Source organism: Elusimicrobiota bacterium, from assembly GCA_016706425.1.
Lineage (GTDB): Bacteria > Elusimicrobiota > Elusimicrobia > FEN-1173 > FEN-1173 > JADJJR01.
In genome coordinates this window covers 2,321,883-2,341,226 of sequence record JADJJR010000001.1, presented here as the reverse complement: position 1 = coordinate 2,341,226, position 19,344 = coordinate 2,321,883, and the positions used below count along the sequence as shown (strand labels likewise).

Genomic DNA, 19,344 nt, shown 5'->3' with positions numbered 1-19,344 from the left:
TGGAATTATACCAAAAATGGACGCATATCCGGCGGCGGGGGGGCTTTGAAAATCAATCTTTTTCCCGTGGTCGGGTGGTCAAAGACCAGTTGGTGCGCGTGCAGGAGCGGGCGCGTCCCCGCGGGGCCGCCGTAGAGAGTGTCGCCCACCAGGGGGAAACCCAGGGCGGCGAGTTGGACCCGGATTTGGTGCGTGCGTCCGGTTTTGGGGCGCACTTCGAGAACGGACTGGTTTTTTTTGGGGAAGGTTTTGAGGACCTTGAAATCCGTTTCGGCCCAACGACCGGGCACCGTCGTCGTCATGCGGTGCGGTTCCTGGCGCGAACGGCCGACCATGGAGCGGACACGCCCCGATTTTTCCGTCGGGACACCGGCCACCACCGCCCAGTAGATTTTTTCGACCCGGCGTTCCGCGAACTGGCGGGCGAGGCGTTCGGCCGCCGCCGGGGTCTTGGCCACGACGATCACGCCGGTGGTGCCCCGGTCCAGGCGGTGGACGACCCCCGGGCGGTTTTGGGCGGCGTCGGCGCCCCAGCCGGCCGCGAGTTTCGGCCACAGCCGTTGCACCAGAGTGTCCGTTTGGTGGGGGCCCGCCGGGTGGACGACCCACCCCGCCGGTTTGTTCACCACAATCAGATCCCTGTCTTCGTGAAGGATCGGAACGGACCGCGCGGCGGAGGCCGGCAGGGTGGAAAATTCGGGCAGAACGATGGCGATCCGTTCGCCCGGGGCCAAAAGCCGTCGGCCCGGTTCGGGGTGACCCCCGACGGTGGCCAAGCCTTTTTTGATCAGAGCCTGCAGCCGCGTGCGCGACCAGCCCGGCAGCGACCGGGTTAAGAAACGGTCGAGCCGTTCGGGCGGTCCCGAAAAAACAAAGGCGCGTTCCGGGTTCACGTCGATCGCCGGGATCGCGTCCAGCCCGCCACGCCGAGCAGCAAAAGAACGACCGCGAGCACCGTCGTGGCGTTGAAAGGGCCCAGGAGCCCCCGCGCGTCGTCGCGAAAGGCCTCCATGCCCAAACGCGCCGCCGACGCCAGGGCCAGGTAGCCGAAGGCCAAGCGTCCGTGGCCCCGGGCGAAGCCCGGGCGCCGTCCCCAAAACCAAAGGGCGGCCGCGATGAAAAAATTCGCGGTGGCGTCGTAGAGTTGCGTCGGATGGAGAGGAACGCCCCGGGGCGCCAGGCTTTCCGGGGCGTGGAACGTCACCGCCCAGGGCCATCGGCAGACGGCCCCGTAGCAACACCCCGCGAAGAAACAGCCGATCCGGCCGAAGGCCTGGCCCAGGGCGACCCCGGGGGCCAAGACGTCCGCCGCGGCGCCGAGGGGGACGTTTCTCCGTCGAAAAAAAACGACCCCGGCCAACACGCCGCCGAGCAGTCCGCCCTGCCACATCAACCCGCCGCGCCACACTTTCAAAACGTCCAGGGGGGCGCCCGCGAACTCCCCGGCGTGGAAAAGGACGTAAAAAAGCCGGGCGCCCAGAAGACCGCCCAACAGCAGGGGCGCGCCCGCGTCCTGCACGACGGTTTTGGGCACGCCCGCGCGCGGCCCCCCCGCGGCGGCCAGGGCGAGGCCGGCGATGAAGCCGATCGCCGCGAACAGCCCGTAGGCGTGGAGGGCAAAGTCGCCGAAGCGGACCAGGATGGGGTGCATCACTCTTTCCCGAGACGGGGGGCGAAGTGTTGGACGATGAGGCAGGCGATGCCGACGGTGATGGCGCTGTCGGCGACGTTGAAAGCGGGCCAGTGCCAGCCCCGCCAATGGAAATCGAGGAAGTCGATGACCGCGCCGTGCCGGAGGCGGTCGATCAAATTGCCCAGGGCCCCGGCCCAAACGAAAGGGAGGCCGCTCCGGGCCCAGACGCCCTGCGCGGCGAAATCCTTGCCCATCTTCGCGAGCACCGCGAGAATGACGACCGTGACCCCGATAAAGAGCGCGTTCGATTGGGGGAGGATGCCGAACGCCGCGCCCGTGTTGCGCACGTGGACGAGGTTGAAGAACGGGAACACGTCGATGGCCCCGTGGAGCGGCAGGGCGCGCAGCGCCCATTCCTTCGTGATTTGGTCGAGGGCGAGGACGACGAGAACGAGGACCACCGCGGCGCGGCGTTTCACGCGGGTTGGACGGCCCGTTCGGCGTCGGCGCAGCGCGCGCAAAGGCCGGCGGGGGTGAGCTCGCGCCAGAGCCAGCACCGCGCGCACTTGGCCCCGGGGGCGGCCGTGACCGCGCCGGGAACGGGCGCCTCGACGGCGGCGAATTCCAGGCGGACCACCGCCACGCCCAGGAACGAGGCCAGCGCCGCGGGGGCCAGATCCGCCAAGGGGCCGCCCGCCGGAAGGGTGAGGGGCAGCGCGGCGTCGTTGGCGCTTTTGACCGCGCCGGATTGCCGGGCCTTTTCCACGGCTTCGTTGGCGGCCCGTCGGGCGCGCAAAAATTCGGCCATGGCCGGGGTTCGCGGCAGGTCCAAGGTCGTCGGAAACGGGTTCAGAAAGACGCTCTCGGGGTTGTCGTCGGCGCCGAGTTTGTTTTCCTCGCGCAGGGTTTGCCAGGTTTCCTCGGCGGTGAAGGAGAGAAGGGGCGCCAGGACCTTGGCCAGCCCGCGGGCGATGATCCAGAAGGCCGTCTGGGCGCTGCGGCGGCGCGGCGCGTCGGGCGCGTCGCAATACAGAACGTCCTTGCGGACGTCCAGGTAGAATTCGGAGAGGACGTTGATGCAAAAACCGTCGGCCAGGGTCGCGGTGACCAAGTGGAATTCGGCTTCGTCGTAATGACGGGCCGCGCGTTCGAGAGCGTCGTTGAACGCGCCCAGGGCGGCCAAATCGAGGGGCTCGAGGGCGTCCAGGGGGCGCGCGTGGCGGGCGGGATCAAAATCCCCCAAATTGCCGAGGAGGAACCGCAGGGTGTTGCGGATTTTTCGGTAGGTGTCGATGACGCGGTCCAGGATGTCCTGGGAAAGGCGCACGTCCTCGCGGTAGTCGGTGACGGCGACCCAGAGCCGCACGATGTCGGCGCCGTATTTTTGGATGAGCTCCTGCGGCGCGATCACGTTGCCGAGGGATTTCGACATGGCGCGGCCTTGACCGTCAAGGACGAACCCGTGGGTCAGCACGCGGCCGAAGGGGGGCTCGCCCGTCAAGGCCACCGCCGGCAGCAGGGAGGTCTGGAACCAGCCGCGGTGCTGGTCCGAGCCTTCCAGGTACATGACGTCGGCGCGCTTCGTGCCCCGGGTTTCCGGCCGCTGGCCGAGCACGGCCGCCCAGGACACGCCGGAATCGAACCACACGTCGACGATGTCTTCCTCTTTCCGGTGGCCTTTGTGCCCGCACTTGGGGCAGGGGCCGGTGGCGCCGAAATGGGCGGCGTCTTTTTCGTACCACACGTCGCCGCCGTGTTTGTGGAATTCCGCGACAACCCGGTCGAACACGGCGCGGTCGCGCAGGGGTTCCCGGCATTGTTCGCACAGGAACATGGGAATGGGCGTGCCCCAGAAGCGCTGGCGCGAGAGGCACCAGTCCGGGCGCGTGCGCAGCATGCCCAGGATGCGTTCCTGGCCGTATTCGGGGATCCATTCGACGTGGTTGGTGCTTTGGATGAGCGCCGTGCGGAAGGCGTCCCCCACTTTGAGAAACCATTGGAGCGCGGCGCGGAAGAGGATCGGGTTTTTGCACCGCCAGCAGTGGGGGTAGCTGTGGGAGATTTTGACTTCTTTCAAAAGCGTCTGGGCCTTGGCCAGGCGTTCGACGATCACGGGGTTGGCGTCCCAAACGGAAACCCCGGCCAGATCGTTGGGCAGGACCTCGGGGGTGAACCGCCCGCGGTCGTCCACCGGGGAAAGCACGGGCAGGCCGTAGGCTTTGCCCACGGCGTGGTCGTCCTCCCCGTGGCCCGGGGCGATGTGCACGACCCCGGTCCCCTCCTCGGCGGAAACGAAGTCGGCGAGCACGCCCTGGGAATCGTTGTTGTTGAGGGGGTTTTTGGCCACCAGACCTTCGAGGCTCAATCCCTCGACGGCCGGGGCGTTCGCCTTGCCGGGGCCGAACATTTCCTCCAACAGTTTCCAGCCGGGGTCGCCGACCAAAAAGCGTTCGTGGGTTTGGGCCGATTCGAAAAGCCGGTACCGTCCCTCCGGATGAAACGCCAGCGCCACGTTGGCCGGCAGGGTCCAGGGGGTGGTCGTCCACACCAGCACGGACACTTTTTTGCCCGGCGTCTTTGCCATCCGCTGGGCGTCTTCGTTGGCGGGCCATTCCACGACGGGGAATTTCACGAAGACCGAGGTGGAGGTCTTGTCCGCGTATTCCACCTCGGCCTCGGCCAGGGCGGTCTCGCAGGTCGGGCACCAATAAACCGGTTTCTTGTCTTGAACGATGTAGCCCTTTTCGAAAAGATCGTAGAAGGTCCGGGCGATGCCGGCCTCGTAATCGGGGGACAGCGTTTTGTAGGGGTGGTCCCAGTCACCCAGAACCCCCAGGCGTTTGAACTCCCGCTTTTGGGCTTCGACCCAATGCTCCGCGTAGCGCGTCGCCTCGTGGCGGAAAGGCACGCGGCCCACCTTGCGTTTGTCCCATCCTTTTTCCTTCATCAATTGGTGTTCGATGGGCAGGCCGTGGCAGTCCCATCCGGGGATGTAGGGCGAGCGGAACCCCCGCAGGCCTTTGTACTTAACGATGATGTCCTTCAAAATTTTGTTGAGCGCGTGGCCCACATGGATCGCCCCGTTGGCGTAGGGGGGACCGTCGTGCAGGACAAAGGGCGCTCCCCCGGCGTTGCGCTCCTGGATTTTCTTGTAGAGGTGGATTTTTTCCCAATGCGCCAAAAGGCCGGGCTCTCGCTGGGGGAGGTCGGCCTTCATGGGGAAATTGGTTTTGGGCAACTGAACGTTGAATTTGGGTTTCATGGAACGTTCATTTTAGCCAATTTCGATCATCGCGGGGCTCGGGTTCAAGATTTGCGGCGCGCGCGACGGGCGGCGATTTCGCCCTGGCGGGCGTAGTCGATGGCCTCCCCCAGGACCCGGGCGGCCTCCTGGGGCGCGTGGAACCCCATGGAGTTCTCCGAAGAGATGAAGTCCAGCCGCCACTGGGCCTTGCGCTGGAAATCGCGGGCGGCGGTCAGTTGGGCCTCGGGCACGCCGTCTTTTTTGGCCTCGACCATGGCGTCCAACTGGTCCATGAGGGCTTGAGCCGCCCGCTGCAACAAGGCGTGGTTGCGTCCCTGAATGAGGTCCACCCGTTCCCGTATTTCCTTTTCCGGGATGCGGTGGCAGGTTTGGCAGGCCCGGTTGATGTTCAGAAGCGGGCTGCGGACCCAGTGGTCGGAGACTTTGGTGGCGCCGTCGCGCATGTAAGGCATGTGGCAATCGGCGCAGGACACCCCGCTGCGGGCGTGCACGCCCTGGCTCCACAGCTCAAATTCCGGATGTTGGGCTTTGAAGACCGGCGCCCCGGTTTCGGCGTGTTTGTAATCGAAAAAGGGCTCTCCGTCAGGGAATTTGGACGTGCCCCAAAAATCTTCCAGGTTTTCGGCCCGCAGGCCCTTGCCCCAGGGGAAGGTGAGGGGCGCCTTCGTGCCGCAATAATATTCCACGTGGCACTGCCCGCAGACGAAGGAGCGCATTTCCGTTTGAACCGCCAGGGTGTTGGGGTCGTAGGGCGTCCGGCGGTCGCCGGCGCGCCAGCGTTCGATGGAGGGCAGGTGCGGCGCGGGGGCGTTGGAGGCCGCGAAAGCCTGGATGCCCAGCATGAACCCCGGTCGCGTGACCCGCAGTTTCATGCTTTTGGGATCGTGGCAGTCCACGCAACTCACCGGGTGCGCGTGGCCCAGATCGTGGAGTTGTTTGTTGGCTTCTTGATAACTCAATTTGTGGCTGGCCTCAAACCCTTTCAGGACGTCGCCGTCTCCGAGTTTCCGGTAAAGGGGCATCACGGAGGCGTGGCAATGCAGGCAGGAACCCGACTGGGGTTTCGTGAGCCGTTCGGTCTTTTCCTGGTCGGAAAGCATGTAAGCGTGCCCGCGCCGGTCGCGGTAGTCGATGGCGAAGGCGTAGCCCGCGAACATCCGCTTGAGCCAGGGGTCGCGGTCCAGTTTGTCCTGGGGCATGGCCTCGCTGCCGCCGTGGCCGCCGAAACGGGTGCGCGTCGAGAGCGCGGTGAGCTTGTAGGTGTCGTACTCCTTGGGCCAGTTGACGCCCCATTGGGCGGGGTCGGTGGTGTCTTCGGTGACTTCCACCAGGCGCACATAGGGGCGGCGCGCCTCCCCCTTGCGCTCGAAAATGTTCACGAGGAGCGCGGTCGCGCCGGCCGTCGCGACGACGAGGCCGAGCGCGACGAGCGCGACGGCTTTTTTGGATTTCAAGAGGTCGGGGGAGAGGGTCATGAGGCGGATCCTTTGGTTTCGTTTTCACTGTAAATTCGGCCCATCCCGGTTTTGTCGCCGTGGCCGACGTTGCGGTGGCAATGGACGCAGCGCAAGGCCTGGCGCCCCGCCGCCAGGCCCGTGCCGTGCACCAGGGCGTCGTGGCAGCGGAGGCAGTTGTCCTGAAGGATCGCGTCGTTGCGGGGGGTGACCCGGAGGGGTTCGTGGAAATCTTGAAAGGTGAATCCCTTGGAGTGGCGGTAGCCGTTGTCGGCCTTGGCCAGGTATTTCGGCACCAGCGCGTGGGGCAGGTGGCAGTCCACGCACTTGGCGACGTTGTGGTGGCTGGCTTTTTGCCAAGAGTCGAAGGACGGTTGCATGATGTGGCAGTTGACGCAGGCCTTGGGGTCGGCGCTGAAATAAGACAACCCCTCCGCGTAGCGGAAGGTGTAAGCGCCCACGCCCAAAAAGACGCTGCCCAGCACCAACAGAGCCCACACGCTTTTCTGACCGGTGTTCACGGGGGGCGATTTTACTTAAATCGGAACGGGGGGCGGACGACCCCGCGCTCGGTGACGATCGCGGCGATGAACGCGGCGGGGGTCACGTCGAAGGCGGGGTGACGGGCCCGGGCCCCAGCGGGGGCGACGCGGCGGCCGGCGAAGGACAGCACTTCGGCCGCGGGGCGCTCTTCGATCGGGATGCCGTCGCCGGTTTTTGTGGACGGGTCGATGGTGGACGCGGGGGCCGCGACGTAAAAAGGAACGCCGTGATGGCGCGACGCAATCGCCAGGGCGTAGGTGCCGATTTTGTTCGCCGTGTCGCCGTTGGCCGCGATGCGGTCCGCGCCGACGATCACGGCGTCGACTTTTTCGGTTTTGAGGATGTGCGCGGCGGCGTTGTCGGTAAGAATTTCGTAGGGGATCCGTTCCCGCGCGAGTTCCCAGGCGGTGAGTCGCGCTCCCTGGAGGTACGGGCGGGTCTCGTCGATGTACACTTTTTTTATATTCCCCCGGGCGTGAGCGGAGCGGACGATTCCCAGGGCGGTGCCGTAACCGGCCGTGGCGAGGGCGCCCGCGTTGCAGTGGGTGAGGACGACGGTGTTTGGGGGCAAGAGACCCGCGCCGTGATCGCCGATGAGACGGCAGGCGGCGCGGTCTTCGGCGGCGATGGCGACGGCTTCGTTCTCAAGTCGCGCGGAAAGAGCGCGGGAATCGGTTTTCCAGACCCGGGCCATGCGTTCGAGGGCTCCGAAAAGGTTAACGGCGGTGGGGCGGGTGGCGGCGAGCCGGCGGCGGGCCTTTTCCAGACGGTCCCGGCGAGCGCCGCCGGGGGCTCGGGCGGCCAAGGCGAGGCCGAAAGCGGCGGCGCAGCCGATGGCGGGCGCGCCCCGGATCGACATGTCGCGAATGGCGCGGGCCACGTCGTCGACGGTGCGGCAGGAAATCCAGCGGACCCGCGCGGGGAGGTCCCGCTGTTCCAGGACCTCCAGCCGGGACCCGCGCCAGCGGAAGGGAACGACCGGCACGCGGGTCCCCTTTCCGGTTAAGGGATCGTCTCCATCATGTCTTCGAGCTCTTCTTCGGCGCGGCCGGAGATTTCCACGGTCTTCTCCTTGCCCTTTTGGCCGCGGACGATCTTGACGCTACGGTTTTTGACCTCGAAAAATTCGGCCAGGTAGCTGGTCAGTTCGTTGTTGGCCTTCCCGTCGATGGCGGGGGCCGCGACTTTCACGCGCACGGTGGACCCGATGCGGCCCACCACTTCGCTGCGCACGGCGTTGGGAATCACACGCACTCGAATGATCATCGTTGACACTCCTTCGGGCCGCGCGCGGAGGACCCGGGCTAGAGGGTCGGCCGCGGCGCGGCGGGGATTCCGGGACAATCTCCGGATCGGATCACATCGCCGACAGTTCTTTGGACCGTCGGGCGGCGGCGGCCAGGGCTTTTTTCATCGTCCCCGGCCAATCGCCTTTCAACAAAACCTTCAACGCGGCTTCGGTGGTGCCCCCGGGGCTGGTGACCCGCCGGCGGAGTTCCGCCGGGGCCTCCGGGCTCTCGGTCAACATACGGCCGGCCCCGTAAATCGTTTGCCGCGCCAGGGCCTCGGCGGTGGCGGCCGGCAGCCCCAGGGCCGCGCCGGCGGCGGCCATCGCTTCGGCCAGCAAAAACACGTAGGCGGGTCCCGAGCCGGAAAGGGCGGTCACGGCGTCCATGCGCGCCTCGGTGGTTTTCCACACCGGACCCAGGGCCGACAAGAGCGCCCGGGCCGCCGCTTCGTTTTTGCGGCCGGCGCGGGCGCCGCGGCAATAAACCAGGGCGCCCGCCCGCAGAAGCGCCGGCGTGTTGGGCATGGCGCGCACCACCGGGACCCGGCCCAAAATTTTTTCGATCGTCGCGGTTTTAACCCCGGCGGCCACCGACAGCACGGTCTGTCGCGGCCCCACCGCCCCTCGGAGCCCCCGCAGAACCTCGCCCATAAGCTGGGGCTTGACGCAGAGGACCACCACGTCGGCCCAGGTCGCGGCGGCCCGGTTGTCCGTTCCGGCGCGCACGCCGAATTTTTTTTGCACCGCGCGCCGTTGGTCGTCGTTCGGGTCCGTCACCCAGAGGTCGCGCGGCCGGGCCCGGCGCGCCGCCAACAAACCGCCCACCAGGGCCCCGCCCATGTGGCCGGCGCCCAGAACGGCGATTTTCACGACCGGTCTCCGAACAGCGCCGTGCCCAGGCGAACGAGGGTGGCGCCTTCTTCGATGGCCACTTCGAAATCCGCCGACATGCCCATGGACAGGATGGGGGCGTCGTTTTGGAAAAACGCGCGGTGGTGGTCAAAAAGCTTTTTCAAATGACGAAAGTAGGGTCGCGTTTTTTCCGGGTCCGGGAACAACGGGGGCACCCCCATCAAACCCTCGATGCGGACGAAGGGGAAACGCGTGGCCCGTTCCAAGAAAGCCGTCAAAGATTCGGCCGGAAGCCCCTGTTTGGCCGGTTCCTCCGAGATCTTGATTTCCACCAGGCAACTCACGGGCTGGGCCCGCCGACCGCCTTCCGTGTCCAGCAATTCCATCAGCTTCAGACTGTCCACGGACTGAACGCAATCAAAAATTTCCAGGGCTTTTCGGGCTTTGTTCGACTGTAAATGGCCGATCAGATGCCAGCGGGGGTGGCGATTTTCGGGAAAGCGGTCCCCCAACGCGATTTTTTTGCGCTCCGCCTCTTGAACGCGACTTTCCCCGAATTGCCAAAGACCCAGCTCCCAGGCCTCCCACACACGTTCCGGCGGGAGCGTTTTCGTCACCGCTAGGATATCGATCTCGTTGGGGTTCTTTTTCGCCCGCTCGGCCGCCCGCCGCACGCGCGCTCGGACGTCTTCCAGGGCTTGGGCCAATGCGGGTGCGGTGGAAGGAAGCGCCATGGGAACCTTTGAATTGTATCAAATTTCGGCCATTCCCGAAACCCTTGCCACGCCATTCCGGAAATGGTTTACTCAACCCACATTTTTCCGAAAGCGCGGGATCGGAAATCAAGGAGAAAATTATGAAATCGTTGAATGACAAAACTTTTATTTCCCTGGCGTTGATGTCGCTGGGGTTCCTTTTGAGCGGTTGCCCCAAGGCGAAAGGCCCGGCTGTGGAACCGCCGCCGGTGGAAGACGAAGCCACCGCCCCCGAAACCCCCGTGGACGCCACCGGGGCGGCCCTGGACATCGGCACGGACTTCGCCGCGGTGCCCGGCGTGCTGGAATCCGTTTCTTTCTCTTATATGAGCGCCGAATTGTCCGACATGGCCCGCGCCAGCCTCAAAAAGAACGCCGCGGTTCTGAAGAGCGTTTTGAAAGACCAACCCTCGGTGAAGGTTCGCGTGGAAGGCCACTGCGACGAGCGGGGCACCCTGGAATACAACCTCGCCCTGGGGGAACGCCGGGCCACGGCGGTCCGGGGTTATTACGCCACTCTGGGCCTCTCCAAAGCCGCCCTGTCGACCATTTCCTACGGCGAAGAGCGCCCGGTTTGCACCGAGGCCGACGACGACTGCTGGGCCCAGAACCGGCGCGGAGAGACGACCTTGAAGGCCGCGACCGCCGTTCGGGTGCCGCTGGCCCAATAGGACCCGTCCGCCGTTCGGCGGGGTTGCCATGCGCGTCTCGGCGCTTCTCATCGCGGGTATCGCCCTGCCGGCCCTCTCCGGTTGCCTGGCCACGCGGCAGGAAATCGAAGACCTGCGGGCCGACATCATCCGCTTGAACACCACTCTTCAGTCCCAGCAGAAAAAAGAGGCGGAGTTCCAGTCCGCCCTGCGGGAGAACCAAGAGGGACTGCAGGGGAACCAGGCGGATTTGATGAACAAAATGGGCGAGCTCACTCACAGTTTGGAAGCCCTGTCGTCCCAGCTGGTGGAAAGCGACGACCGCATGACCACCCTGTCGACCCGTCTCGACGATCTCGACAAAAACGTATCGAACCGTTTGGACGCCGTGGTCAAAACCGTCCAAGGCGTCAAAAGCATTCCCGCCCCCTCGCCCTCGCGCTTTTACCAGGCGGGCTACGCGGAGTTCACCAAGCGGCGCTACGCTCAGGCCCTGCAGGTGTTCCAAAATTATTTGGATCAATACCCCGACACCGAGCAGGCGCCCCAGGCCCAGTATTACATGGGCGAGGCCCACCTGGCGGAAAAGAACACCGAGGAGGCCCTCGACGCCTTCGACGCGGTGATCAAGAATTACCCCAAATCCGGTTCCGTGCCGGCCGCCTACTTGCAAAAAGGCAAGATCCTGGAGGGGGAGGGAAAAATTTCCGAAGCCATCGCGATCTACGACGCCCTGGCCCGCAAATACCCGCACCGCAAAGAGGCGCAAACGGCGGCCCAACGTTTGCGGGCTCTGCGGGGGGACAAGGACCCCGCGCCCAAGCCCGCGGCCAAACCGGCCCCCAAACCCGCGCCCAAACCCAGCGACAGCGGCGCCGGCCGCTGACCCGTTTTTTATGAAACCGTTTTCCCTCCGTTGGTTGCTATTGATTTTGGCGAACGCCGCGCCGCTGGCGGCGGCGGATTCGCTTTATCTGGAACTCTCCGCCCGGGGGGAAAAAATTGACCTTGGACTTTCCGTCATCGGCGCCGACCGGGGCGTGGCCGAGGCCCCCGCCCTGGCCGTCGAAATCGCCCGGACCATCAAGAGCGATTTGGCCGTCACCGGCCTCTTCACTTTGATCGAGGGCGGTCCCGTGTACGACGGCCGTGCGGGCCAGGCCGAGGCCTGGTCGCGCCTCGGGGCCGATTTGGTGGCCGCCGGGCGGGTGGACAGGGCCGCGTTGGGCGGGCTGCGGTTCACGGCCACCCTGCACGAAACCAACACCGGCCGTGCGGTGGTGACGAAGAGCTACGCGCTCGGCGAGGGCGCGCGGCGGGCCGCCCACCTGTGGGCCGACGAGATCGTGCGTTATTTCACCGGCCAGGCCGGGTCGGCGGCGAGCCGGGTCGTTTTCGTCAACGACGCCACGGGCAAAAAAGAAGTGTGCGTCATCGACGCCGACGGCGAGGGGTTCCGCCGGTTGACCAACGACCGGTCCATCGCGCTGTTCCCGAAGCTGTCCCCCGACGGGTCCCAAATCCTTTTCACGAGTTTCCGGGACGGCGGGCCCGCCATCCACGTCATGAACGCCGACGGAACCTCCCGGCGCGTGCTGTGCCGCTACCCCGGCCTGAACGCCGCCGCGGCCTGGACGCCCGATGGCCGTTCCATCGTCGCCACCCTCTCCCTCGACCGGGAACCCAATTTGCACGTGGTCGACTTGCAGGGGCGGGTGATCCAGACGTTGACCCAATCGGCCGCCGCCGACACGGCGCCGACGGTGTCCCCGGACGGCCTGCGGGTGGCGTTCACGTCCGACCGGCCGGGCTCGCCCCAGATCTACACCGTGGACACGACCGGCGCCAACATCCGTCGGGCGGTCACCGGCGGACTGTGCGATTCGCCCCAGTGGTCGCCCCTGGGCCACCTGGTGGCCTTCACGATGCTGGAAAAACGTTACTTCGATCTGTGGACCCTCGAGGTCGCCACGGGCAAGACCGCCCGCCTGACCTTCGGCGAGGGGGACAACGAGAACGCCGCCTGGTCGCCCGATGGCCGGCGGCTGGCGTTCACCACGACCCGGCGCGGCAAGCCCGAGTTGTGGATCATGGGCGCCGACGGTTCGAACCCGCGCCCCCTGGCGGCCCTGCCGGGCCGCTCCTTTACACCCCACTGGGGCCGATGACCAAAAAAAGAGAGAGTTTTCCATGAACCCGACGCGCAAAGATTTCCTGTCCATGGCCGACGTTTCGGCCGCCGACATCGACGAGCTGTTGACGACCGCCCGCTACCTCAAGACGCGGCGCGGCGGCCCGTCCCAGGCCCTGGCCGGCAAGACCCTGGGCATGATCTTTCAAAAGCCCTCCACCCGCACCGCCGTGTCCTTCGCGGTGTCCATGTACGAGTTGGGCGGCTTCGCCCTCACCTTAAACGACCAACAACTGCAGATCGGGCGGGGCGAAACCATGGCCGACACGGCGCGCACGCTGTCGCGTTACCTGGCGGGGATCGTGATCCGCGCCCGGCGCCACGACGACGTGGAAGAGTTGGCCCGGGCCGCCACGGTCCCCGTGATCAACGGCTTGACGGAGCGGGAGCACCCCTGCCAGGTGCTGGCCGACCTGCAAACGGCCCTGGAAGCCTTTCGCTTGAAAAAAACGTCGGACCTCCGTAAACTAAAAATCGCCTACGTGGGCGACGGCAACAACATGGCCCAGTCGTGGATGCTGGCGGCCGCCCTCCTGGGACTGGAGTTCGTCGTGGCCAGCCCCGACGGCTACCAACCCCACCGTGAATTTCAACAACGCGCCGCCGCGATGGCGCGCGCGAGCAAGGCCCGGGTGAGCGTCGTCGAAGACCCCGCCGAGGCCGCCCGCGGCGCCGACGTGATCTACACCGATGTTTGGACCTCCATGGGCCAGGAGGCCGAGGCCGACAAGCGGCGCCGGGTGTTCCGCCCCTACCAGGTCAACGAGGCGTTGCTGGACAAGGCCGCGAAGCGCGCCGTCGTCATGCATTGCCTGCCGGCGCACCGCGACGAGGAAATCACCGCCGGCGTCCTCGAGGGGCCGCGCTCCGTCGTGTTCGAGCAGGCGGAGAACCGCCTGCACGCCCAAAAGGCCGTCCTGCTCAAGTTCCTCGGTCGCCGCCGCCGGTGATCCGCCCCCTGGGGGAGGACAGGCCGGTCGTTCCCGCCTCCGCCTTCGTCCACCCGGCCGCCGAGGTCATCGGCCGCGTGCGGCTCGGGGAAAACGCCTCCGTTTGGCCGGGGGCCGTCTTGCGGGGCGACATCGACCCCATCGAAATCGGGGACAATTCCAATATCCAGGACAACGTCGTCTGCCACACCGATCACGGCGTGCCCACGGTCATCGGGCGCGGCGTGACGGTGGGGCACGCGGCCGTGCTTCATTCCTGCACGGTGGAAGACGACGCCCTCATCGGCATCGGCGCGATTGTGTTGGGCCGCGCGGTGGTGCGCCGGGGCGCTTTGGTGGGCGCCGGGGCGGTGGTCCCCCCGGGGGCCGAAATCCCCGCGGGGGTGTTGGCCCTGGGATCGCCCGCCCGCGCCGTGCGTCCGTTGACCGAGGCCGAGCGCGACGGGATGCGCGCGAACGCCCGGAATTACCTCGCCCACGCCGCGCGCCACCGCGCCGCCGCGCAATAAACGCTGATTCTCGCCCGGGTTTTTCGCTACAATAGGAAAACAATGAAACGGACCCGTTCCGCCCCGCGGCCGTGAGCCGCGCGATCTATTTCGAGACGGTCAAGGCGCTGGAGCGCCAGGCCGCCGGCGTTCAAACCCTTTCCCGCTACGCCCGCTCCTCCGCCAAACGCGAGCAGGTCCTCACCGATCTGTTGGCCAAAACCCTCGAGATCGTCGGCGCCGACGCCGGCGCGGTGTTGTTGGCCGACGAGGGCGCGGGGGTTTTCGAATTCGCCGCCGTCCAGTGGGCGGGCCTCAACCCGACGGAAGCCTCCGCCCGGGAAAAAGCCCTGAAACTGTTCCGTTTGAAGCTCAACGACGGGATCATCGGCCAAGTGCATCAAACCCAGGAACCCGTCGCCCTGCCCGACGTCTCCAAAAACGCGGTCTTCCGCAAAGACATGGCCGAGGCCGTCAAATACGAAATCAAAAACCTGCTCGCCGTGCCGATCCAAACCGAGGACGCGCGCCTCGGGGTGCTGGAGCTTTTCAACAAGACACCCAAAGGCACGTTTTCGGCCAGCGACATGGGCATCGCGGTCGCCCTGGGCTATCAGATGGCCCTGGTGCTCGACATTCACCGATCGCGGAACGCCGCCATCGAGCTCGCCACCAAGGCGTCGTCCCCGGCGCCCGCTCCCGGCCCTTCGGCCGCGCCCCCGCCCGCGGTGTTGCCGACCGCGGCCATCGAGTTGCAAGAGGCGCGCCGCATCGCCCGGGACGCCCAGGCCCAATTGCAGGAAACCCGGCAACTCCTCGACACGGCGCTCCAGGTGCAGGAAGAGGCCACGCGCCGCGCCGCCGCTCTTTCGGAGGAATTGACCCGAGCCAAGGCCATGGCGGAAGCCGCCACCCCCGCCCAGCAGATGACGCGGCTGCTTCGTTCCGTGGAGCCCATCGCCTTCACCCTGTCGGTGGACCAAATTTTGAAGAATTTCGCCGAGTTGGTCGGGCGCCTCGTCAACGCCCAAGCCACCCAAATTTTCCTTTGGGACGAACGGGCCGAACAATTCACCCTGGCGCACTCCACCGTGTCCTCGTCCCTCAACAAAGGCCTCGTGGTCGCCTTCAAAAAGGGGGAAGGGCTCGCGGGGTTCGCGGGCGAGCGCATGGAACTGGTCCACGTCGATGACGTCACCCGCGACGACCATTTTTCCAAGTCCATCGACGAAGTCCCGGGGGTTTTGACCAAGGCGGTGTTGGCGGGTCCTCTCGCGGCCAACGGGCGGCTGGTGGGCGTCTTGGAAGTCATCAACCGGCGGGACGGCGAGTCGTTCACCGGGGAGGACGGCGTGTCCCTGGCGGGCATGGCCCTTTTGGGCGCGGCGGCCCTGGAAAAAGCCCTGACCCACCGCGCCCTGGCGGATTCCGCCCGTTTGACGTTGGCGGCCATCAGCGACCTGGTCGACGCGCGCTCTCCCGCGGAAAACGGCCGGGCGGAACGGATGCGGCAGGGCGTCCTCGCGCTGGGCGAGGCCCTTACGATGAAAGACAGGGAACTGAAAGATTTGGAATGGGCGGCTTTGCTGTACAACGTCGGGAAAATCGCCCTGCCCGCGGAACTGTTCACCAAAAGGGGGGAATTGAGCGCCAAGGACCGTGAGTTGCTCCAAAGCGTTCCGGTGGTCAGCGGCCAAATTTTGGGACCGATTCCCGCCCTGGGCGGCGTGGCCAAAATCGTGCGCCACGTCCAGGAACGCTGGGACGGCGCCGGGTCGCCGGACCGCCTGGCCGGTGTGGAAATCCCCGCGGGCGCCCGGATCCTGGCGGTGGTGGATTTGTTGGAAAATCTGCTCGCGGGGGGCCCCGGGCGGAAACCCCTGCCTCTCGAGGTGGCCCTCGATGAAGTCGAGGTTTGCGCCGAAAAACAATTGGACCCCGCGATGGTGGAAACCCTTTTGCGTTTGGCGCGCGCCCACCGCCTGCGCGCCCTCGGCCGCCCGCGGTGAGCGCGGTCGCCGTGTTCATCACGGCGGCGAACGCCCGGGAGGCCCGGCGACTGGCCGAGACCCTCGTGGCCGAAAAACTGGCCGCCTGCGTGACGGACGCCGGTGTCGTCCGTTCGGTGTACCGGTGGAAGGGCCGCGTGGAGCGGGCCCGCGAGCGTTTGCTGATCGCCAAGACCGCCCGCCGGCGCCTCGCCGCCCTCACGGCCCGCGTGAAAACCCTTCATTCCTACGAAGTGCCGGAGACGGTCGCCTTTCCCCTGGTCGGGGGCAACGCGGCCTATTTGGCTTGGGTGGAAAGGGAGACCGACCAGCGGGCCGCAATCCCGTCGGAACACAGGGGGGTTTTTAAGGCCGCCGAGAGGGCGACCACCTCGTCCAGAACCCGCCGTCCCTCCCCGTCTTCCAAAAACCGCGGTTGAAAGTGGACGCGCGCCGCGTCCACGAGCAGGGGGCGCAGTTCCACCTCGGGCGGGCCCTTCGACGGAAACGACAGGAGAAGGAAGAGCGCGTGCCGGGCCTTGGGGTTGCGGGTGCCGAAGGCGAAGTTGCCCAGGCTGTAAAGGACGGGGACGTTTTCGATGACCTCGACGCCTTGGTGGGTGTGGGGGTGGTGGCCGATCACCGCGTCGGCCCCCGCCGCGACGGCCGCCCGGGCCAGGGCCCGTTGGGAGTCGGTCGGGGTCGATTGGTATTCCTTGCCCCAATGGATGGACACGACCACCCGGTCGGCGATTTTTCGGGCGGCGGCCACGTCGGTCGCCACGACGGCCTCGGTGGGAAAGGCCGTTCCCGGTTTTTTCGGTCCCGCGTGGAATTCCATGGGGTGCGTGTGGCTGTAGGCCAGGAAGGCCACGGTCGTTCCGCGCACGACGAACAACGCGGGCGCGCGCGCGGCCGCGGCGTTGCGACCCCCGCCCACGGTTTTGATTTTTAATTTTTCAACGTGGCCCAAGGTGTCCAGGAACACCTCCGGCCCGAAATCCCCCGTGTGGTTGTTGGCCACCGAAAGCAGGTCGAAACCGGCCTCGGCCAACCCCGCGATGTGCGCCGGCCGGGTCACGAACCGGTATTCTTTTTTGGGGTGGGGTTTGCCGCGCCGGTCGGAAACCGGAGTTTCCAGATTGCCGAAGGCGATGTCGGCGGCGGCCAAGGCGTCCCGCGTGGCGGCGAAGGGGTAGCCCGTCCCGTGGGCCTCGAGAAAGGGCGGGGCGCGGTGGGCCAGCATGATGTCGCCCACGGCGGCGACGGTGACCGGCGGCGTCGCCGGTCCGGTGGACAGGGCGATCGGCGGCGGGAGGACCGCCGGGACAGGGCGGGGGCGGGGCGTGGCGCAGGCGGACAATCCGAGAGCGAGAACGATGAAAAAAAACCAAGAACCCATGGATGTTCCTTTTGTGTTGGCGTCGGGATCGCCGCGGCGGCGGGCGTTGCTGGCCCGCGTGCGACGGCGGTTTTCAATCAGGGAAAGCGGCGTGCCGGAACCCGTGCCCCGGCGGCCGGTCAAAGCGCGATTTTACGTTCTTCGCTCGGCCACCCGCAAGGCCCGCGCCGTCGCGCGGCGCGTGCCCCGCGGTTGGGTGTTGGGCGCCGACACCGAGGTGGTGCGGCGGGGCCGCGTTTTCGGCAAGCCCCGGGACGCCGCCGACGCCGCCCGCATGCTGACCGATTTGTCGGGCCGCTGGCACCAGGTGTTCACCGGGCTGGCGTTGATCGAGCGCCCGTCCAATCGGTTGTGGACGGCGGCGGCGCGCACGGACGTGAAGATCCGCGCCCTGTCCCCGGCGGCCATCGCGCGGCACGCGCAAACGAACCACGACAAGGCGGGGGCCTACGCCGCCCAGGCGCGGGGCAATCCGTTTGTGGAAAAGCACCGGGGTCCCTACGACAACATCGTGGGGTTGCCGCTCGCCGCCCTGCGGGCGCTTTTGCGGCGGGCGGAGAAAACGAAAAACCCGATCTTCTCAGTTGGCGCGAGGACCGCGAGGAGCGAGGCCGTGGATTTTTCGACGAAAAAAGCGAAGTCGATGCAGGGACATCGCAAGAACTTTTTGAGGAAGAAAAAGCCCGACATCGCTCCTCGAATTCCGCGGTCCAAATGAGAAATTCAGATTAAGGCGCGGGGGCGGCGGCGGGGGGCGCCGCGGGAACGTTCGACGGGGCCGCGGATTCGAGGAGCACGCGGGTCTTGAGGCGGGTGCTGACGGTGTTGTACCACTCCTGAAAGCTGGCCTGCGCTTCCCTTTGCCGCCATTGGTCCCGGGCGGCGGCGGGGTTTTCCCGAATGGTTTTCCGGTCTTCCTTCGACGCGGCGGCGAGGATGTCCGGCTCCCGGGCGGCCCACTCGAGGGAAGACACCCGGACCGGGGCGGACATCAAATACTGGGTTTTCTGCACGCGGATTTGCCGACGTTGTTCGTCCTCGAAATCGGCGGCGCGCATGCGGATCTGGGACAAGAAACGGCCGTACAATTCGGGATCGAAACGCCCGTCTTTCTGAAACGAAGGGGCCGAGTGGATGTATTGGGCCAGCTCCGCGTCCGTGACCCGCACGCCGAAGCGGTCCGCTTCGGTTTGAAACACCTCTTCCTGTATCAAGGACTGGACGACCTGCCGTTTGAGGAACTCCCGCGCGGCTTCGGGGTTGGCTTGGTACTGGGGGTTGTTGCGTTGTTGCTCGATCGCCTGGTCCAGGAAGAGGGTGAACCGCTTGCGCGTGATTTTGCGGTCGTTGACGATGATGGCCGCGTCCAGGGGCGAGCTTTGGGCGAAATTCAAGCCCAGGCTGCCGAGCACGACGCTGAGCGTGATGAAGACGGCGAGGTAAAGGAAAATCGTCCGCTGACGCTTCTGGAACCATTTCATGGGAGGCTCAGGCCGGGGTGTTTTCGAGGGCGGTTTGGATTTCAACGGCGCCGATCTTCTCGGCGCTCATGACGCAATTCCCCTCAAAGAGGGCGCCTTCGGCGATGGAGAGCTGGGCGGCGCGCACGTCCCCCGTGATCTGACCCTTGGGCTGAAGCTCCAGCGCGTTGGCGGCGGTGACGTTGCCGGTCACGCGCCCCGCGACAAAAACGGATTTGGCCACAATGTCCCCGGTGATGTGGGCCTTCTCCCCGACGATCACGCCCTCGGCCGACACCCCGCCCTCCACCGTGCCGTCGATCCGGACGAACCCTTTGGAGCGGATGTTGCCCTGGAAGCGGCTGCCCGCGCCGATCACGGTTTCCATGTGCGCTGATTCGATTTCTTTTTTTCCGAACACGGGG

Annotated in this window: 20 protein-coding genes; 8 read left to right on the top strand and 12 right to left on the bottom strand. The window is 66.3% G+C overall.

Annotated features, from left to right (window positions below; translation table 11 throughout):
• Window positions 1-5: 5 nt before the first annotated feature.
• The 10 genes from IPI56_09685 to IPI56_09640 all read right to left on the bottom strand — a co-directional run bounded on the left by IPI56_09685 (window position 6) and on the right by IPI56_09640 (window position 9,769).
• On the bottom strand, window positions 6-893 hold the full coding sequence (locus tag IPI56_09685; GenBank protein MBK7545997.1) for an RluA family pseudouridine synthase: 888 nt from the start codon (window positions 891-893) through the stop codon (window positions 6-8).
• Window positions 890-1,651 (bottom strand): prolipoprotein diacylglyceryl transferase, encoded by a 762-nt coding sequence (gene lgt / locus IPI56_09680; protein ID MBK7545996.1) that lies wholly within the window; start codon window positions 1,649-1,651, stop codon window positions 890-892. The genes IPI56_09685 and lgt overlap by 4 nt, the downstream gene beginning before the upstream one ends.
• The gene (lspA, locus tag IPI56_09675; GenBank protein ID MBK7545995.1) at window positions 1,651-2,112 is read right to left on the bottom strand and encodes a signal peptidase II; all 462 of its coding nucleotides are present in this window, start codon (window positions 2,110-2,112) and stop codon (window positions 1,651-1,653) included. The genes lgt and lspA overlap by 1 nt, the downstream gene beginning before the upstream one ends.
• Window positions 2,109-4,895 (bottom strand): isoleucine--tRNA ligase, encoded by a 2,787-nt coding sequence (gene ileS, locus IPI56_09670; GenBank protein MBK7545994.1) that lies wholly within the window; start codon window positions 4,893-4,895, stop codon window positions 2,109-2,111. Before ileS ends, lspA begins: the two co-directional genes overlap by 4 nt.
• Window positions 4,896-4,939: 44 nt before the next feature.
• Window positions 4,940-6,373: an ammonia-forming cytochrome c nitrite reductase subunit c552 gene (locus tag IPI56_09665; GenBank protein MBK7545993.1), complete on the bottom strand. Its 1,434-nt coding sequence runs from the start codon at window positions 6,371-6,373 to the stop codon at window positions 4,940-4,942.
• Window positions 6,370-6,873: a cytochrome c nitrite reductase small subunit gene (gene nrfH / locus IPI56_09660; protein MBK7545992.1), complete on the bottom strand. Its 504-nt coding sequence runs from the start codon at window positions 6,871-6,873 to the stop codon at window positions 6,370-6,372. The genes IPI56_09665 and nrfH overlap by 4 nt, the downstream gene beginning before the upstream one ends.
• An 11-nt stretch (window positions 6,874-6,884) precedes the next feature.
• Window positions 6,885-7,880 carry an S-methyl-5-thioribose-1-phosphate isomerase gene (gene mtnA, locus IPI56_09655; protein MBK7545991.1) on the bottom strand — a complete coding sequence of 332 codons (996 nt, stop codon included), beginning with the start codon at window positions 7,878-7,880 and terminating at the stop codon, window positions 6,885-6,887.
• Between the two features lie 17 nt (window positions 7,881-7,897).
• Window positions 7,898-8,161, bottom strand: a complete 264-nt coding sequence (locus IPI56_09650; GenBank protein ID MBK7545990.1) for a YggU family protein — start codon at window positions 8,159-8,161, stop codon at window positions 7,898-7,900.
• A 91-nt stretch (window positions 8,162-8,252) separates the two neighbouring features.
• Entirely contained in the window at window positions 8,253-9,023 is a 771-nt protein-coding gene (locus tag IPI56_09645) for a pyrroline-5-carboxylate reductase (GenBank protein ID MBK7545989.1), read from the bottom strand.
• A 26-nt stretch (window positions 9,024-9,049) separates the two neighbouring features.
• Window positions 9,050-9,769 (bottom strand): YggS family pyridoxal phosphate-dependent enzyme, encoded by a 720-nt coding sequence (locus IPI56_09640; GenBank protein MBK7545988.1) that lies wholly within the window; start codon window positions 9,767-9,769, stop codon window positions 9,050-9,052.
• A gap of 164 nt (window positions 9,770-9,933) precedes the next feature.
• Here IPI56_09640 and IPI56_09635 point away from each other — a divergent pair, with 164 nt between their 5' ends.
• The 8 genes from IPI56_09635 (at window position 9,934) to maf (ending at window position 18,177) form a co-directional block, all read left to right on the top strand.
• The gene (locus IPI56_09635) at window positions 9,934-10,461 is read left to right on the top strand and encodes an OmpA family protein (GenBank protein MBK7545987.1); all 528 of its coding nucleotides are present in this window, start codon (window positions 9,934-9,936) and stop codon (window positions 10,459-10,461) included.
• Window positions 10,462-10,489: 28 nt separating this feature from the next.
• On the top strand, window positions 10,490-11,326 hold the full coding sequence (gene ybgF / locus IPI56_09630; GenBank protein MBK7545986.1) for a tol-pal system protein YbgF: 837 nt from the start codon (window positions 10,490-10,492) through the stop codon (window positions 11,324-11,326).
• Window positions 11,327-11,336: 10 nt separating this feature from the next.
• Window positions 11,337-12,608, top strand: a complete 1,272-nt coding sequence (locus IPI56_09625; protein MBK7545985.1) for a PD40 domain-containing protein — start codon at window positions 11,337-11,339, stop codon at window positions 12,606-12,608.
• A gap of 22 nt (window positions 12,609-12,630) precedes the next feature.
• Window positions 12,631-13,581, top strand: a complete 951-nt coding sequence (gene argF, locus IPI56_09620) for an ornithine carbamoyltransferase (protein MBK7545984.1) — start codon at window positions 12,631-12,633, stop codon at window positions 13,579-13,581.
• The gene (locus IPI56_09615; protein MBK7545983.1) at window positions 13,578-14,090 is read left to right on the top strand and encodes a gamma carbonic anhydrase family protein; all 513 of its coding nucleotides are present in this window, start codon (window positions 13,578-13,580) and stop codon (window positions 14,088-14,090) included. The genes argF and IPI56_09615 overlap by 4 nt, the downstream gene beginning before the upstream one ends.
• Window positions 14,091-14,161: 71 nt before the next feature.
• A complete protein-coding gene (locus IPI56_09610; protein MBK7545982.1) occupies window positions 14,162-16,078 on the top strand; it encodes a GAF domain-containing protein in 1,917 nt (638 codons plus the stop codon).
• A complete protein-coding gene (locus tag IPI56_09605) occupies window positions 16,075-16,497 on the top strand; it encodes a divalent-cation tolerance protein CutA (GenBank protein MBK7545981.1) in 423 nt (140 codons plus the stop codon). Before IPI56_09610 ends, IPI56_09605 begins: the two co-directional genes overlap by 4 nt.
• Before the next feature lie 960 nt (window positions 16,498-17,457).
• On the top strand, window positions 17,458-18,177 hold the full coding sequence (maf, locus tag IPI56_09600) for a septum formation protein Maf (protein MBK7545980.1): 720 nt from the start codon (window positions 17,458-17,460) through the stop codon (window positions 18,175-18,177).
• A 10-nt stretch (window positions 18,178-18,187) separates the two neighbouring features.
• Here the strand turns inward: maf and IPI56_09595 are convergent, their stop codons facing one another.
• Both IPI56_09595 and IPI56_09590 read right to left on the bottom strand, forming a co-directional pair.
• Window positions 18,188-18,940 carry a SurA N-terminal domain-containing protein gene (locus tag IPI56_09595; GenBank protein ID MBK7545979.1) on the bottom strand — a complete coding sequence of 251 codons (753 nt, stop codon included), beginning with the start codon at window positions 18,938-18,940 and terminating at the stop codon, window positions 18,188-18,190.
• A gap of 7 nt (window positions 18,941-18,947) precedes the next feature.
• Window positions 18,948-19,340, bottom strand: a complete 393-nt coding sequence (locus IPI56_09590) for a polymer-forming cytoskeletal protein (protein ID MBK7545978.1) — start codon at window positions 19,338-19,340, stop codon at window positions 18,948-18,950.
• Window positions 19,341-19,344 lie beyond the last annotated feature (4 nt).